The organism is Pseudomonas sp. KnCO4, assembly GCF_045344305.1.
Classification (GTDB): domain Bacteria; phylum Pseudomonadota; class Gammaproteobacteria; order Pseudomonadales; family Pseudomonadaceae; genus Aquipseudomonas; species Aquipseudomonas anuradhapurensis.
The window spans coordinates 5,059,138-5,075,068 of sequence record NZ_CP174199.1 but is presented as its reverse complement, the minus strand read 5'-3'; the positions used below and the strand labels follow the sequence as shown (position 1 = coordinate 5,075,068).

12 protein-coding genes are annotated in these 15,931 nt (G+C 63.8%); 11 read left to right on the top strand and 1 reads right to left on the bottom strand.

Annotated elements, in window-relative coordinates:
* The first annotated feature begins 307 nt into the window (after window positions 1-307).
* Window positions 308-571, top strand: a complete 264-nt coding sequence (locus ACJA3S_RS23465) for a DUF3077 domain-containing protein (protein WP_406820163.1) — start codon at window positions 308-310, stop codon at window positions 569-571.
* Window positions 572-749: 178 nt separating this feature from the next.
* Here ACJA3S_RS23465 and putA read toward each other — a convergent pair whose 3' ends face one another.
* Window positions 750-4,703, bottom strand: a complete 3,954-nt coding sequence (putA, locus tag ACJA3S_RS23460) for a trifunctional transcriptional regulator/proline dehydrogenase/L-glutamate gamma-semialdehyde dehydrogenase (RefSeq protein WP_406820162.1) — start codon at window positions 4,701-4,703, stop codon at window positions 750-752.
* Between the two features lie 68 nt (window positions 4,704-4,771).
* On the opposite strand from putA, the gene ACJA3S_RS23455 reads away from it, so the two are divergent.
* The 10 genes from ACJA3S_RS23455 to ACJA3S_RS23410 all read left to right on the top strand — a co-directional run bounded on the left by ACJA3S_RS23455 (window position 4,772) and on the right by ACJA3S_RS23410 (window position 15,929).
* A complete protein-coding gene (locus ACJA3S_RS23455; protein WP_406820161.1) occupies window positions 4,772-4,954 on the top strand; it encodes a hypothetical protein in 183 nt (60 codons plus the stop codon).
* A 106-nt stretch (window positions 4,955-5,060) separates the two neighbouring features.
* Window positions 5,061-6,539 carry a sodium/proline symporter PutP gene (gene putP / locus ACJA3S_RS23450; protein WP_406820160.1) on the top strand — a complete coding sequence of 493 codons (1,479 nt, stop codon included), beginning with the start codon at window positions 5,061-5,063 and terminating at the stop codon, window positions 6,537-6,539.
* Window positions 6,540-6,724: 185 nt separating this feature from the next.
* On the top strand, window positions 6,725-7,561 hold the full coding sequence (locus ACJA3S_RS23445; RefSeq protein ID WP_170033092.1) for a 23S rRNA (adenine(2030)-N(6))-methyltransferase RlmJ: 837 nt from the start codon (window positions 6,725-6,727) through the stop codon (window positions 7,559-7,561).
* Between the two features lie 235 nt (window positions 7,562-7,796).
* Window positions 7,797-9,554 (top strand): carbamoyltransferase, encoded by a 1,758-nt coding sequence (locus tag ACJA3S_RS23440; protein WP_406820159.1) that lies wholly within the window; start codon window positions 7,797-7,799, stop codon window positions 9,552-9,554.
* A complete protein-coding gene (locus tag ACJA3S_RS23435; RefSeq protein ID WP_406820158.1) occupies window positions 9,538-10,668 on the top strand; it encodes a glycosyltransferase in 1,131 nt (376 codons plus the stop codon). Before ACJA3S_RS23440 ends, ACJA3S_RS23435 begins: the two co-directional genes overlap by 17 nt.
* Window positions 10,668-11,564 (top strand): antimicrobial resistance protein Mig-14, encoded by an 897-nt coding sequence (locus ACJA3S_RS23430; protein ID WP_406820157.1) that lies wholly within the window; start codon window positions 10,668-10,670, stop codon window positions 11,562-11,564. The genes ACJA3S_RS23435 and ACJA3S_RS23430 overlap by 1 nt, the downstream gene beginning before the upstream one ends.
* Entirely contained in the window at window positions 11,561-12,964 is a 1,404-nt protein-coding gene (locus tag ACJA3S_RS23425) for a PIG-L deacetylase family protein (RefSeq protein WP_406820156.1), read from the top strand. Before ACJA3S_RS23430 ends, ACJA3S_RS23425 begins: the two co-directional genes overlap by 4 nt.
* A gap of 46 nt (window positions 12,965-13,010) precedes the next feature.
* Window positions 13,011-13,967 carry a glycosyltransferase gene (locus ACJA3S_RS23420; RefSeq protein WP_406820155.1) on the top strand — a complete coding sequence of 319 codons (957 nt, stop codon included), beginning with the start codon at window positions 13,011-13,013 and terminating at the stop codon, window positions 13,965-13,967.
* A gap of 59 nt (window positions 13,968-14,026) precedes the next feature.
* Complete coding sequence (locus ACJA3S_RS23415; protein WP_406820154.1) at window positions 14,027-14,800, top strand: glycosyltransferase family 2 protein; 774 nt, start codon at window positions 14,027-14,029, stop codon at window positions 14,798-14,800.
* A gap of 37 nt (window positions 14,801-14,837) precedes the next feature.
* Window positions 14,838-15,929, top strand: coding sequence for a glycosyltransferase (locus ACJA3S_RS23410; protein ID WP_406820153.1), 1,092 nt, complete (start codon window positions 14,838-14,840; stop codon window positions 15,927-15,929).
* Window positions 15,930-15,931: the final 2 nt, after the last annotated feature.

The window sequence follows — 15,931 nt, the reverse complement described above, 5'->3', positions numbered from 1 at the left end:
GTCATTTGCTGCCCGCTTTGTTTGTTCCCTTCGATATTGAAGGTGTCGCTTGTGTTTTTCTGCCAGCCCCACCGCATTGCGGTCAGCCTCGCTGGACCTTTTTATCCCCACGATCCCCTTTTCTGTGAAGACAGCCCGATGCCTGCTGTAAGGCTTTGTTGATATGTCGTCTGAGCGGGCCCTTTCGCGGGCATGCCCGCTCCCACAGGTACGGTGCAAGTCTTGAAGCCTGTGGTGATCCTGTGGGAGCGGGCGCGCCCGCGAAGAGGCCCGGCCAGGCAGTCGAGAATTATCAGGGGACTGAACAATGACAACAGAAGACAGCCAATTCACCGTCGGCAAGACCACGTTCTACCAGGGCGAGAATGGCACACATCCGCTGTTCCGCATCGAGCCGGGTATCCCGTGCAGGGATGCTCGCGAGCAGTCTTCGAAGTTGATGGGGTATGTCCGTGAATTGACCATTACCGGGCTGATGGATGAGAAACCGATGATGATCTGGGCTGCCCATTACCTGAGTGCGATGGCCAAGGCACTTATGGATGATGCTGAGTTGGGGATGAAGCAGTGAGGGTTTGGCTTCAGATCGTGTGAACGCCTCAATGTGTGCGCCACAACGTTTTCTGCGCCTATGAAATCGAGCGCCGCCCGCGCGGCGCTCGATCTCACAGGCGCCAAACGGCTCGAGACATGCGCGCATAAAAAAAGGAGAGCCGAGGCTCTCCTTCTTTTTCAACAACCCTCAGCCATCAGCCAATGGTCATCAGGCTGGCGTTACCACCCGCCGCCGCAGTGTTCACACTCACCGCCCGCTCGATCACCAGGCGCTCAAGCGCAATCTGATGATCGCCGCTGGACAGCCCGTGTACACCGACGATCGCCCCGGCACGCTTGGCCACCTGCTGGCACACGCCGCGCAGCTGGTCCGAGTCGCCATGGTGGATCACGGCGTCGAACGCCACTTCGTCCTTGCTCCAGTCCGCCACCAGCTTGACCTTGGCCTGCAGCTCTTTCGGCAGGCGAGCGCGCAGGGCCTTGCCAGGTTCGCCATCTACCCACACCGCCGAGCTACCTACAGCCAGCACTGCGGCGAACTGCGCCAGCAGGTCGGCTTCGTTGTCAGCCAGGCACAGCACGTGCTCACGCGGCAGGATGGTATAGCTGTTGCGCTCGCCGGTCGGGCCTGGCAGCAGGCGGGCAATGCCGCTCTGCGACTGGCCGGCAAACTGGCTGCACAGCGCGGCCAGGTCGGCATGCTGGTTGCTCTCGGCCCAGGCTTTCAGGCCGTGCAACGGCTTGATCAACTGCTCGTGCAGGCTGCGGTCCGGCTTGCCTTCGCCGTCCTGCTGCTGGAAGTGACGGCCAATCGCGTCGGCCGGGCGGGTCGACAGCAGGCGGTACAGGTACAGCGGGCCGCCGGCTTTCGGGCCGGTGCCGGACAGGCCTTCACCGCCGAACGGCTGCACGCCCACCACCGCACCGACGATGTTGCGGTTGACGTACATGTTGCCGGCATTGGCGGTTTCCACCACCTTGGCGATGGTCTCGTCGATGCGGGTGTGCACGCCGAGGGTCAGGCCGTATCCGGAGTTGTTGATCTGCTCGATCAGCTGGTCGAGGTTGCGGCGGTTGTAGCGCACCACGTGCAGCACCGGGCCGAAGATCTCACGCTTCAGTTCGTCGAAGCTTTCCAGTTCGATCAGGGTCGGCATGACGAAGGTACCGCGCTTGATCTCGGCGGCATCGGCAATCGCCACCTGGTAGACCGGGCGGCCTTTTTCACGCATACCCTGGATGTGCTTCTCGATACCAGCCTTGGCTTCGGCGTCGATCACCGGGCCAATGTCCACGGCCAGGCGGTCCGGGCTACCCAGGCGGCTTTCGGCCATGGCGCCCTTGAGCATTTCGATCACGCGGTCGGCGGAGTCTTCCTGCAGGCACAGCACGCGCAGTGCCGAGCAACGCTGGCCGGCGCTGTCGAAGGCCGAGGACACCACGTCGATCACCACCTGCTCGGTCAGCGCCGAGGAGTCGACGATCATCGCATTCTGGCCACCGGTTTCGGCGATCAGCGGGATCGGCCGGCCCTGGTTGTCCAGGCGGCCGGCGACGTTGCGCTGCAGCAGGCGGGCGACTTCGGTGGAGCCAGTGAACATCACGCCCTTGACGCGCTCGTCACCGACCAGGCCGGCACCGACGGTTTCGCCGCGGCCTGGCAGCAGTTGCAGCACGCCTTCCGGAATGCCGGCTTCCAGCAGCAGGCGCACGGCCTGGGCGGCGATCAGCGGGGTTTGCTCGGCCGGCTTGGCCAGCACCGGGTTACCGGCGGCCAGGGCCGCGGCCACCTGGCCGGTGAAGATCGCCAGCGGGAAGTTCCACGGGCTGATGCACACCACCGGGCCCAGTGGGCGGTGGGCGTCGTTGCTGAAGTCGTTGCGTGCCTGCACCGCGTAGTAGCGCAGGAAGTCTACCGCTTCACGCACTTCGGCAATGGCGTTGGCGAAGGTCTTGCCGGCTTCGCGGATGAGCAGGCCCATCAGCGGCTGGATCTCGGCTTCCATCAGGTCGGCGGTGCGTTCCAGGATGGCAGCACGTTCGGCTGGCGGGGTGGCCTGCCAGATCGGTGCGGCATTCAATGCGCACTGGATGGCGTTGTCGACGTCGGCGACAGTGGCTTCCTGCACATGGCCGACCACGTCGCGGTGGTCCGCCGGGTTCAGCACGGCGACGGCAGCGCTCTCGCTGGCGGCGCAGGCCAGCAGCGCGGCGGCTTTCCAGTCGTTGTGGGCAGTGGCCAGCATGGCGCAGGACAGCGACGCCAGGCGGTGTTCGTTGGCCATGTCGATGCCGGCCGAGTTGGCCCGCTCGCTGCCATACAGCTCACGCGGCAGCGGGATGCGCGGGTGCGGCAGGCCGATGCTGCCTTCCTGGGTGCCCATGCGCTCGATGCTGGCGACCGGGTCGGCGACCAGTTCCTGGATGGAGATGGAATGGTCGGCGATGCGGTTGACGAACGAGGTGTTGGCGCCGTTTTCCAGCAGGCGGCGGACCAGGTAGGCCAGCAGCGTTTCGTGGGTGCCGACCGGTGCATAGACACGGCACGGGCGGTTCAGTTTGCCTTCGGAAATCTTGCCGACCACCTGCTCGTACAGCGGCTCGCCCATGCCGTGCAGGCACTGGAACTCGTACTGGCCCGGGTAGTAGTTCTGCCCGGCAATGTGATAGATGGCCGACAGGGTGTGGGCGTTGTGGGTGGCGAACTGCGGGTAGATGGCTTCAGGCACGGCCAGCAGCTTGCGGGCGCAGGCCACGTAGGACACGTCGGTGTACACCTTGCGGGTGTAGACCGGGTAGCCTTCCAGGCCTTCGACCTGGGCGCGCTTGATCTCGCTGTCCCAGTAGGCGCCTTTCACCAGGCGGATCATCAGGCGGTGGCGGCTGCGCTTGGCCAGGTCGATGACGTAGTCGATCACATAAGGGCAGCGCTTCTGGTAGGCCTGGATGACGAAGCCGATACCGTTCCAGCCGGCCAGCGAAGGTTCGAAGCACAGGCGCTCGAGCAGGTCGAGCGACAGCTCCAGGCGGTCGGCTTCCTCGGCGTCGATGTTCAGGCCGATGTCGTACTGCTTGGCCAGCAGGGTCAGCGACAGCAGGCGCGGGTACAGCTCTTCCATCACCCGCTCGTACTGGGCGCGGCTGTAGCGCGGGTGCAGGGCCGACAGCTTGATCGAGATACCCGGGCCTTCATAGATGCCACGGCCATGGGAGGCCTTGCCGATCGAGTGGATGGCCTGCTCGTAGGACGCCAGGTACTTCTGCGCGTCATGCTCGGTCAGTGCGGCTTCGCCGAGCATGTCGTAGGAATAGCGGAAGCCCTTGGACTCGAAGCGGCTGGCGTTGGCCAGGGCTTCGGCGATGGTTTCGCCAGTGACGAACTGCTCGCCCATCAGGCGCATGGCCATGTCGACGCCCTTGCGGATCATCGGCTCGCCGCTCTTGCCGATAATGCGGGTGAGCGAGGCAGTGAGGCCGGATTCGTTGTGGGTGGAGACCAGCTTGCCGGTCAGCAGCAGGCCCCAGGTGGCGGCGTTGACGAACAACGACGGGCTGTTGCCCAGGTGTGGCTGCCAGTTGCCGGTGCTGATCTTGTCGCGGATCAGCGCATCACGGGTGCCCTTGTCGGGGATGCGCAGCAGGGCTTCGGCCAGGCACATCAATGCCACGCCTTCCTGGGACGACAGCGAGAACTCCTGCAGCAGGCCCTGGACGATACCGGCACGGCCCCCGGCGCTCTTCTGGTTACGCAGTTTTTCCGCAAGGCCGGCGGCCATCTTGTTGGTCGCCTCGGCCAGCGGGGCGCTCAGGCGAGCCTGCTCCAGCAGCATCGGCACCACTTCCTGCTCGGGGCGGCGATAGGCGGCGGTAATCGCCGAGCGCAGCACCGACTGCGGCAGGATGCTCTCGGCGAACTCGAGGAAGCACTGGTGGCTGTGGTCGGGCTGGATTTCGCCGGCGTCGTCGGCCAGGTTGCTGGCGTGACCGTTGAGTTCGGTCAGGGTGGCACCACCCTCGAGCTTCTCCAGGTAGTTGAAGATCGCTTGCTTGATCAACCAGTGCGGCGTGCGGTCGATGGACTGCGCAGCTGCCTTGAGTCGCTCACGGGTCGGGTCATCGAGTTTGACCCCAAGGGTGGTCGTCGCCATTTCTTATCCTCGTTATTGCCACGGCTGTGGCCTAAGCTGGCGCCAAGAGTAGCTGTAGGACAATTCGGGTGCAACCAGGTGCAACCCTAATTTTCGATGAAAAAGGTGCAACTCGTCAGCTGGTCGGTCGCGGATCTATAAAAGGCCTGTTTTCGGTGCGTTTTCTTCTGAAAACCGGCCTGATTGCTCCAAAAAGGAGAAAAAAATCGGCTTTATCGGAAAATGCGCTGGCAGGTGCAACTTGCCGGTGAAAAATGGTTGCACCCGCTTCGCGTTGTTGCATAGCATTCGCCGCCTGGGTGCAACCGCCATGGCTGCGGTTGTGCATGAGATAAAAACAAACGCCAGGGCACACATATGGGCAACCCACTAACGATCACGTTCGTGATCTACATCGCAGCAATGGTGCTGATCGGCTTCGCGGCCTATCGCTCCACCAAGAACCTTTCCGACTACATCCTTGGCGGTCGCAGCCTGGGCAGCGTGGTTACCGCGCTTTCCGCCGGTGCTTCCGACATGAGCGGCTGGCTGCTGATGGGCCTGCCGGGCGCCATCTATTTCTCTGGCCTGTCCGAAGCCTGGATTGCCATCGGCCTGACCGTCGGTGCCTACCTCAACTGGTTGTTCGTTGCCGGCCGTCTGCGCGTGCAGACCGAGCACAATGGCGATGCGCTGACCCTGCCGGACTACTTCTCCAGCCGTTTCGAAGACCACAGCGGCCTGCTGCGGATCATTTCGGCCATCGTGATCCTGGTGTTCTTCACCATCTACTGCGCTTCCGGCATCGTCGCTGGTGCCCGTCTGTTCGAGAGCACCTTCGGCATGCCGTACGAAACTGCCCTGTGGGCCGGTGCGGCGGCGACCATTGCCTACACCTTCATTGGTGGCTTCCTGGCGGTGAGCTGGACCGATACCGTGCAGGCGTCGCTGATGATCTTCGCGCTGATCCTCACCCCGGTGATCGTGCTGATTTCCACCGGCGGCTTCGATCAGACCTTCGCCGCTATCGAGGTGGTGAACCCGGCTCACTTCGACATGTTCAAGGGCGCGACCTTCATCGGCATCATTTCGCTGATGGGTTGGGGGCTGGGCTACTTCGGTCAGCCGCACATCCTGGCGCGCTTCATGGCCGCCGACTCGGTTAAATCGATTGCCAACGCCCGCCGTATCTCCATGACCTGGATGATCCTGTGCCTGGCCGGCACCTGCGCCGTGGGCTTCTTCGGTATCGCCTACTTCTCGGCTCATCCTGATCTGGCCGGCCCGGTCACCGAGAACCACGAGCGTGTGTTCATCGAGTTGGCCAAGATCCTGTTCAACCCGTGGGTCGCCGGTGTGCTGCTGTCGGCCATCCTGGCCGCCGTCATGAGCACCCTGAGCTGCCAGCTGCTGGTGTGCTCCAGCGCCCTGACCGAGGACTTCTACAAAGCCTTCCTGCGCAAGAACGCTTCGCAGGGCGAACTGGTGTGGGTCGGTCGCCTGATGGTCCTGGCCGTGGCCCTGATCGCCATCGCCATGGCCGCCAACCCGGAAAACCGTGTGCTGGGCCTGGTGGCTTACGCCTGGGCCGGTTTCGGTGCCGCATTCGGCCCGGTGGTGCTGATTTCGGTGCTGTGGAAAGGCATGACCCGTAACGGCGCGCTGGCCGGTATCGTGGTCGGTGCGCTGACCGTGATCCTGTGGAAGAACTTCGACACCCTCGGGCTGTACGAGATCATCCCGGGCTTCCTGTTCGCCAGCATCGCCATCGTCGTGGTGAGCAAGCTGGGCAGCCCGTCGAAAGCGATGGTGCAGCGCTTCGAGACTGCTGATGCGGCGTACCACGCTGACAAGTAACACCCGCTGAATCGGCGGCGCCTGCTTCGCGGGCCTGCCCGCTGCCACAGGAACTCCACAGCATTTGAGATCTGTGCAGGCCGTGTGGGAGCGGGCAAGCCCGCGAAGCAGCCCCCGCCGATCGACAGCCAGGCCTGACTCCGCCTGCAAGGCAAGGTAAACTTGCCACCCCCGCAGGAGTTGCCATGAATTATCGTCACGCCTTCCACGCCGGCAATCACGCCGACGTCCTCAAGCACATCGTGCTGACCCGCCTCATCGCCCTGATGTCGCGCAAGGAGCAGCCGTTCGCCTACATCGATACCCACGCAGGGCTCGGCCTGTACGACCTGCAAGGTGACCAGGCAACCCGCACCGGCGAATACCTGGAAGGGGTGGCCCGCTTGTGGAACCGCGATGACCTGCCGGCCATGGCCGCTGACTACCTGCGCATCATCAAGCGCCTGAATGCCGATGGCGAACTGCGCTATTACCCTGGTTCGCCCGAGCTGGCCCGCCGCCTGATGCGCCAGCAGGACCGCGCCCTGCTCAACGAGAAGCACCCCGAAGACGGGCCGCTGCTCAAGGAAAACATGAAGAAGGACCCGCGCGTGGTCGTGCACCTGGGCGAAGGTTGGCATGTGCCGCGCGCCCTGCTGCCGGTGCAGGAAAAGCGCGCGATCATGCTGATCGACCCGCCGTTCGAACAGGCTGATGAATTGAAGCGCTGCACCACGGCGATGAAAGAAGCGATCAGCCGCATGCGCCAGACGGTCGCGGCCATCTGGTATCCGATCAAGGACCAGCGTTCGCTGACCCGTTTCTACCAGGACCTGACCAGCACCGGCGCACCGAAACTGCTGCGGGTCGAGCTGTACGTGCACCACCAGGACAGCCCGCAGGGCCTCAACGGTTCCGGCCTGGCCATCGCCAACCCGCCGTGGGGCCTGGAGGAAGAACTGCGCGAGCTGCTGCCATGGCTGGCCAAGGAGCTGGCGCAGACCGCCGGCAGTTTCCGCATGGACTGGCTGATCGCCGAGTAGGCTGCGCTGCGATCCCGGTAGGAGCGGCCTTGTGTCGCGATGGGCCGCAAAGCGGCCCTGGCAATTTTTCCTGCGAAGCTGAAAACCTGGGGCCGCTTTGCGGCCCGTTCGTGACACAAGGCCGCGCCTACAACGACCGCGCAGTTCGTGATGTTTGCGTTATAATCCCGCCCTTTAGCCGCCACCCGCCCAATGGGCCGCTGGCGCATTTCTACCGAATGAAGAGGCTGATCCCTTGGCATTGACGATTCTTGGCCTGTCCGGCGCCCTTAGCCATGACCCTTCCGCGGCCCTGTACATTGACGGCAAGCTGGTTGCCGCCGCCGAAGAAGAGCGCTTCGTGCGTGACAAGCATGCGAAGAACCGCATGCCCTACGAGTCGGCGAAGTTCTGCCTGGAGCAGGCCGGCATCAAGCCATCCGATGTCGACGTGGTAGCCATCCCGTTCGCCCCGATCAGCCTGTTCGGCAAGGCACGCTGGCACTACGCCAAGCGTTACTGGTACGCCCCGGACCGGGCCCTCGACGCCATCCTGATGGGCAACCGCCGCTACAAGCGCTACCGCAAGAAGATCGTCTGGTGCCTGGAGCAGCTGGGCTTCGACCCGAAAAAGGTCAAGATCGAGCCGGTCGAGCACCACCTGGCCCACGCCTCCAGCGCCTACCACTGCTCGGGCTTCAAGGAAAAGACCGCGATCCTCGGCATCGACGGTAAAGGCGAGTACGCCACCACCTTCTTTGGCTACGGCGAGAACGGCAAGATCCACAAGATCAAGGAATTCTTCGATCCGGACTCGCTGGGTGGCCTGTACGGGGCAATCACCGAATTCCTCGGCTTCGAGATGCTCGATGGCGAGTTCAAGGTCATGGGCATGGCGCCGTATGGCGATGCCAGCAAGTACGACTTCTCGCGCCTGGCCAGCTTCGAAAACGGCGAACTGGTGATCAACACCGAATACGCCAACGTGATCGGCCTGCGCCGCTATAAAGAGAAGGGCAAGGGTTTCTACTTCTCGCCAAAGCTGATCGAATGGCTGGGCCCCAAACGCGAAGGCGACATCGCCGACGAGCCCTACATCCATTACGCGGCCAGCATGCAGGCGCTGTTCGAGAAAATCGCCCTGCAGATGATCGACCATTACCTGGGCGACACCCTGCGGGAAACCGGCAAGCTGGCCTTCGCTGGCGGCTGCGCGCTGAACGTCAAGCTCAACCAGAAGATCATTGCCCGTTCCGATGTGAAGGAACTGTTCGTGCAGCCGGCCTCCGGTGATGCCGGTACCGCCGTGGGCGCTGCTGCCTACGTGTCCCATGCCCGTGGCGTGCCGGTCGAGAAGATGGAACACGTCTACCTCGGCCCGTCGTACTCCAACGAGGACGTGATCGCCGCCTGTGCCCGCCACCCGAACGCGCCGAAGTGGCGCAAGCTCGACGACATGCCGCAGCGCATCGCCCGGATCATGGTCGATGGCAACCCGGTGGCCTGGTTCCAGGGCCGCATGGAGTTCGGCCCGCGTGCCCTGGGTGGCCGTTCGATCATCGGTTGCCCGAGCGTGCCGGGTGTGGCCGACCGCATCAACGAGCAGATCAAGTTCCGCGAGCGCTGGAGACCTTTCTGCCCGTCGATGCTCGACACCGTCGCCCCGCAGATGATCAAGGTCGACCACCCGGCGCCGTTCATGACCTTCACCTTCGAAGTGGCTGAAGAGTGGAAGACCCGCGTGCCGGAAGTCGTGCACGAGGATGGCACGTCGCGGGCCCAGGTGCTCAAGCGCGAATACAACCCGCGCTACTACGACATGATGAAGGCGTTGGAAGACCTCACTGGCAACGGCGTGTCGCTCAACACCTCGCTGAACCGCCGTGGTGAACCGATGATCTGCTCGCCGACCGACGCCTTGAACATGTTCTTCGGCTCGGACCTGCAGTACCTGATCATGGAGGACATCCTGGTGGTGAAGGACGGCGCAGCCCTGTATGACCAGCCGCTCTGAACCGCGCATCCTGCAGTTCTGCCATGGCTATGACGGGCCGTTCCTGGACTGTGCCCGTCAATACGCCAGCCTGTTCCAGGGGCATGGCTACCAGGTGACCACGGTATTCCTCACCGGTGCTGCCGACCCGCAAGTGGCGGCTGGCTGTGCGTCGGACGAGGTATTGTTCCTCGAGTTCAGCTCCAAGGCCGTGCGTGGCCTGAAGCTCGGCGCTATCCGCGCGTTGCGGCGGATAGCGGCCGAGCGCAATTTCGCCTTCTGCATTGCCCATCGTTTCAAGCCGATCTATGTGGCGCTGCTCGGTACCGGCCTGCCGGTGATTGGCGTGCACCATGCCTTTGGCGACTATCAGCGCAAGGGCCGCCGGCTGTTCGCCAACCTGTTCAGCAAGCGCTTGAGCCTGCTCGGGGTATCGGACGCCGTGCGTGATGACATGCGCCGCTGCCTGCCGCAGTGGCCGGCAGAGCGTATCCAGACCCTGTACAACCGCATCGATATCGACGCCCTGCAAGCGGCACTGGTGCCGCGCGCCGAGGCCCGCCAGGCCCTGGGCCTGGATGCGCAGGCATGGATAGTCGGCAATGTCGGGCGCCTGCACCCGGACAAGGACCAGGCCACCCTGTTGCGTGGCTTTGCCGAAGCGCTGCCGGGGCTGCCGTCTGGCGCACGCCTGGCGATCCTCGGCAAGGGCCGCCTGGAGGCCAGGCTCAAGGCGCTGGCCGCCGAGCTGGGCATTGCCGGGCAGGTCGACTTCCTTGGCCAGGTGCCGGACGCGCGTCACTATTTCCAGGCGTTCGACGTGTTCGCTCTCAGTTCCGACCATGAGCCGTTCGGCATGGTCCTGCTCGAGGCCATGGTTGCCGGTGTGCCGGTGCTGGCCACTGCCTGTGGCGGTGCGCGCGAAGTGGTCGAAGGCGTTGGCGTGCTGTTCCCGCTCGGCGATGCCGGGCAGCTGGCCCAAGGCCTCAAGCACCTGGCCGGGCTCGATGTGGCGCAGCGCCAGGCCTGTGCCGAACACATGCTGCAGCGCCTGCGTGAGCGTTTCTCCGACCATGCGGTGCGCGAAGCCTTCTGGCAGCTGCCGCAAGTCCGCTCTCTGGTAGGGAAGGCTTGATGCTCAACCGTATCCAGGCCTTCCGCGAACGCGGTTGGCAAGCCATCGACGCCAAGGCCTACGCCGAGGCATGGGCCCGCTTTGGCGGCAGCGTCGCTACCCATCCACTGGTGGTCGAACAACTGGCCGACCTGGCGCAGCTCCCGGTGCGTTACCTGGGATGGCACCAGGCTGGCGTGCTGAAGGCCGCCATCCCGGCCTGGGGGCACCACCTGGCGCTGTCCAAGGATGTGCTCAAGCGCAGCGGCAAGAAAGCCCTGTTCGACTTGGGCAATGCCGAAATCATCCTGCCGGCGGCGGCCGATGCCGCAGCGCCGTTGCGTCATACGGCGCGTTACCTGTCCGAACTGAACCAAGGCCGCTTCAGTGGCCTCAAGGCGCAGAAGGAACAGCTGGCCATGGCGCGTGCGCCAGAAGACTTGTCGAAGAAGTTCCGCTACAACCAGCGCCGCGAGCTGCGTCTGCTGGAAGAGGCGGGCGGCATGGTGCGTCCGATCGGTGACTTCAGCGCGCAGGAGATTGCCAGCATGTACTGCGACCTGTTCCAGCGTCGCTGGGGTTTCCCGGCTACCGGGGCCGAGCGCATGGCCGATGTGCTGGAGCGCCTGCGCGAGCTGCTGATCGGTTCGGTGTTGCTGCTGGATGGCAAGCCGATTGCCATCCAGCTGGTGTACCGCGTCGAAGCGCCGGAGTGGATCAGCGTCGAGTACATCAATGGCGGTGTCGACCCGGAAACCAAGGCCTTCAGCCCCGGTAGCGTGTTGAGCTTCCTCAACACCCAGGCTGCCTGGGAGGACGCCCGGGCGCGCAACAAACCGCTGCGGTTCTCGTTCGGCCGTGCCGACCGCGAGTACAAGGACCGCTGGTGCAACCCTGTGCCGGTGTATCAGGCGTGAGCCGCAAGCAGCAGTTGCTCAAGCGCCATCGGCGCAACAAGCGCCTGGGCTTGCTGGTGGGCCTGGTCGCGCTGGTCGCCCTGGGTGTATTCAGCTGGTGGTGGCTGCCGCTGCTGCTGTTGCCGCTGTTGTGGGCGGGTCACGAAGCCTGGTTTGCCGACCATCTGTTCTATGCGCCTGGCGAGGACTACGCCTACGACTTCGGCGATCAGGCCCGGGCGGTTGTCGCCAGCCTGGACGGTGGTCTGCTCAAGGCCGACTGCGTGCTGCAAGGCAACGAAACCCTGGTTCTCGAACTGCGGGTAAAAAGTAGCTGGGTGGGGCGTTTCTTCGACCCGACCGTCGAACTGCTGGCCGGTGGTCAGGGCGACCGGCAAACCTTCGAGCGCGGTGTCGATGGTATGCGTTTTCTCAACCTGACCGGCCTGGCCGCGCCTTTGCAAAGCGGCTCGTTGCGCCTGCGTGGCCGCCATTGTCGCTTGCTCGGCCAGCCGCGCCTGTGGATAACCCCAGCGGTTGAATTGCAGCGGCGGCGCGTGATGGTGATTGCGCCGCATGCCGATGATGCCGAGCTGGCCGCTTACGGCCTCTACAGCCAGGCCGACGAAGCCTGGGTGGTGACCCTGACCGCCGGTGAAATCGAGGCTGAGCACTACCAGCAGATGGGCCTGGCCAAGGCCGAGGCTGCACGATTGAAGGGCCGCCTGCGGGCCTGGGACAGCATCGCCGTGCCACGCTGGGCCGGTGTGCCGGAGTCGCGTTGCGTGCAACTGGGCTATTTCTGCCTGCAACTGCCTGCCATGCAGGCCGCGCCAGACCAGCCGGTTGCCTCTCGTGAGGCCGAGCTCGCCGATGTCCGTGTATTCCGCCAGTTCAACCCGTTCCCGCTGCCGGCCGACGGCGATGGCGCGCCGACCTGGCACAACCTGCTTGCCGACCTGCGGGCCTTGCTGGAAATGGCCAAGCCGCAGGTGCTGGTGATGCCGCACCCGCAGCTCGACCCGCACCCTGACCACGTCTGCGCCCAGGCCGCAGTGCTGGAAGCCTTGCAAGGCCTGGCCTGGCAGCCGCAAACCCTGCTTTGCTATGCCAACCACCTACATGACAACGACCGCTGGCCGATGGGCAACAGTGGCGATGGCGTCGCCTTGCCACCGCAGTTGCGCGCTGATCAGGCCTGGGCACCCTGCAGCCTGGTGCTGGACCAGGCGACCCAGCGCGACAAGGCCATGGCCCTGGGCATGATGCACGACCTGCAGCCGCCCGCGCCGTTCAAGCGCCGGGTCCGCCGCTGGTTGCAGCGTTGGCTGGCCGGGCGGCGGCCATCGCCTTACGGGGAGAACGAATTCTTCCGCAAGGCCGTGCGCCGACATGAACTGTTCTGGCGGCGTGAGCTGTAGCTTCCCCATGGTTGACCGCGATGGCGCAGAGCGCCCAAGGAAAGCAATGAAAGTCCTATTTCTGGTGCAGAAGGAACAGCGGGCGATTCTTGACCGCCTGTACGATGGCGTCGCGGCCAACTGCGAATGCGATCTGCGCTGGCTGACCAGCGAAGACCAGCGCAACCTGCGCCGCTATTTCAAGCGGGAAGTGCAGGTCGAGCGCTATGACCGCATCGTGTTCTTCCTGCGTTTCAAGCAGGAGATTCGCCAGGCGGCGTTCATCCGCACGGTGCCGAACCTGGTCATCCTCGAGCATGACGCCTACCAGAACTACATCCCGTGCAAGTACACCGGCAAGTTCAGTGCGCACTACCGTAAGCTGCCGTGGGCGCGAGTGATCAGCTCTGGCTACATGGTCAGCGAGCGCCTGCGCCAGGAAGGTTTCGATGCCGTGTTCGTGCCCAAGGGCTACGACGAGCAATTGCTGAGTGACCAGGGGCGTGAGCGTGACATCGAACTGGCCTTTGTCGGCAGCACCAACAGCGTGGCCTACAGCGGCCGCAAGGCGCTGCTGGACGAGCTGGGCCGGGTCGAGAACCTGGTGGTGACCCGCACCAAGTCGGGTGAGGACTACTGCAACACGCTCAACCGCATCCGCTTCTTCGTCAGTGCCGACGTCGGCATGGGCGAATACATGATCAAGAACTTCGAAGCCATGGCCTGTGGCTGTGTGTTGCTGGCGTACGACCAGGGTGAGGAAGAAAACCGCGCGCTGGGCCTGCAGGACATGCACAACGTGGTGTTCTATGACAGCATTCCGACCTTGCAGGAAAAGCTCCGCCGCTTGCGCGCGGAACCTGAACTGGCCCGGCGGATTGCTGAAAATGGCCGCCATCTGGCGGTTTCCCGTTTTAGCTTCGCCGCAGTTGGACGTAGCATCGTCGACCATATGCGCCCGGCGCTCAGGCCTCACCCACCGTTGTCTGCATGGCAGCGGTTGCGTCTGACGCTGGGGATCTAACCGAACATTTTTCGGTCCTAGACAGCGAAAATCGACAGTCGCTACGTGGAGGGAGTCCGGTGCGCTTTTCAAATGAGAGTGATGTCACGCTTGTCGTGACCAGCTGTGGGCGGTTCGATCTGCTCAAAGATACCCTTGAGAGTTTCGACCGTTGCAACACCGCGCCGATTCGTGAGGTCTTCATCACCGAAGATTCTGGTGACGAAGCCGTGCATGGCGCTGTGCCGGAGCACTGGAAACCGCACTGCAAAGTGTTCGTGAACCAGCCCAAGCTTGGCCAACTGCCGTCTATCGACCTGGCCTACAGCCACGTCAGGACACCTTATATCTTCCATTGCGAGGACGACTGGCATTTCTATCGCCAGGGTTTCGTCGAAGATTCCCGCGCCATTCTTGAGCTCCGTCCGGACATCCTGCAAGTATGGCTGCGCAGCCATGCCCATGATCTGGCTGTGCACAGCCCCTATATTCGTCTGGGCGAGCGCTTGTCGATCGGCGGCGTACCCTGCTACCCGTTGCTCTCCGACAAGGCCGAATGGCAGGCGTTTTCACTCAACCCGGGCCTGCGCCGGTTGAGCGATTACCAGCGCTGCGCGCCATATGCCGCCTATGCCGGGGAAAAGGCCCTTTCCCGTCGTTACGCGGAGCTGAACCTGTCTGCCGTGACCCTGGAGGGTGATGCCGTGCTGCACACGGGATGGGGTAATCACGTGACCTTGCCCATCGAAGTGGAACGCAAGGCCAGGCGCCGTCAACGTGATCGGGTGAAACTGGCATTGACGTTGGTTGCGGGTGCCTTGATCGGGGCAGGTATCAGCCTCCTGGTTCAATGATGTCGCTGTCCCACCTAACATGAGCGGGAGAGGACTCATGAACATCGTCAATGTGATGTGGGCCGGCGGAGCGCCGTACATGTCCATCCACAAGGTGCATCGGCAGGTGCTGTTGCACGCTGGCGCCGATGTCCAGATCAGTAACTGGTTACTGCTTGGCAGTGGGCTTTGTTGCGGGCTTGGGTCGACCCGCGAATGGCACCTGCCGTCACGTGCGCTGAAAGGGCGGCACCTCTGGCGACTGCTGCGTCCATGGCTGCGCATGCGCCTGCACAAGGCGCTGGTGGCGGCGCAGGCGGACATCCTCCTGCTCGACGGTGTAGGGGTGGCGCGCCTGCTGTTGCCGACCTTGCAGCGGCTGCCGCAGGTGCGGGCCAAGGTGCTGTTCCACGGCGAGACGCGCCTGGATGCCCGTGACGTGCGCCTGTTGCGCATGCTGCCCGCCGAGCGCCTGAGTGTTGCGGCGGTTTCGCAGACCCTGGCCGAGTCGCTGCAGCGTGACCTTGGCAGGCCGGTGCAGACCCTGCGCATGGCGCTTGATCCGCAGGCTTTCGCTGCGCCGTTGTTGAGCCGGGAGGCGGCCAGGCAAGCCCTGCAATTGCCTCAGGCAGCTGGGGTGATGCTGGGGGCCGTAGGGCGACTGGTGCACAGCAAAGGTTTCGAGATGCTGATCGAAGCGTTCGCCAAGGCCAGCGCGCATCAGCCGGGCCTGCAATTGACGATCGTCGGCGCTGGGCCTCTGCACCGGGTATTACAGGCCCGTATCGACGCCCTGGGCCTTGTCGGCCGTGTTCATCTGTGCGGGCACCGCGACGATCTGCAACAGTTGTATCGGGCATTTGATTGGCTACTGATACCTTCGCGCTCCGAAGGCCTCGGGCTGGTGGTGCAGGAAGGCGTCATGGCCGGTGTGCCGCTGGTATGCAGCGACCTGCAAGTGTTTCGCGAGCAGTTGGGAGATACCGGTGGTTACCTGCCGGTTGGTGATGAGCAGGCCTGGGCCGAGGCGATCGAGCGCTGCGCCTCGCTCGATGGCCCCGCAGTTGCCGAACAGCAACGCCAGGCACTTGCCCCCGAACAGGCCTGGCAAGCATTCTGCACCGGTTCCCACAGCCTGTTGCGCAACTGATG

Coding starts and splice junctions, on each gene's coding strand:
- putP (WP_406820160.1), top strand. CDS start 5,061: ATGGGCAACCCACTAACGATCACGTTCGTGATCTACATCGCAGCAATG.
- ACJA3S_RS23445 (WP_170033092.1), top strand. CDS start 6,725: ATGAATTATCGTCACGCCTTCCACGCCGGCAATCACGCCGACGTCCTC.
- ACJA3S_RS23420 (WP_406820155.1), top strand. CDS start 13,011: ATGAAAGTCCTATTTCTGGTGCAGAAGGAACAGCGGGCGATTCTTGAC.
- ACJA3S_RS23410 (WP_406820153.1), top strand. CDS start 14,838: ATGAACATCGTCAATGTGATGTGGGCCGGCGGAGCGCCGTACATGTCC.
- ACJA3S_RS23430 (WP_406820157.1), top strand. CDS start 10,668: ATGCTCAACCGTATCCAGGCCTTCCGCGAACGCGGTTGGCAAGCCATC.
- ACJA3S_RS23435 (WP_406820158.1), top strand. CDS start 9,538: ATGACCAGCCGCTCTGAACCGCGCATCCTGCAGTTCTGCCATGGCTAT.
- putA (WP_406820162.1), bottom strand. CDS start 4,703: ATGGCGACGACCACCCTTGGGGTCAAACTCGATGACCCGACCCGTGAG.
- ACJA3S_RS23465 (WP_406820163.1), top strand. CDS start 308: ATGACAACAGAAGACAGCCAATTCACCGTCGGCAAGACCACGTTCTAC.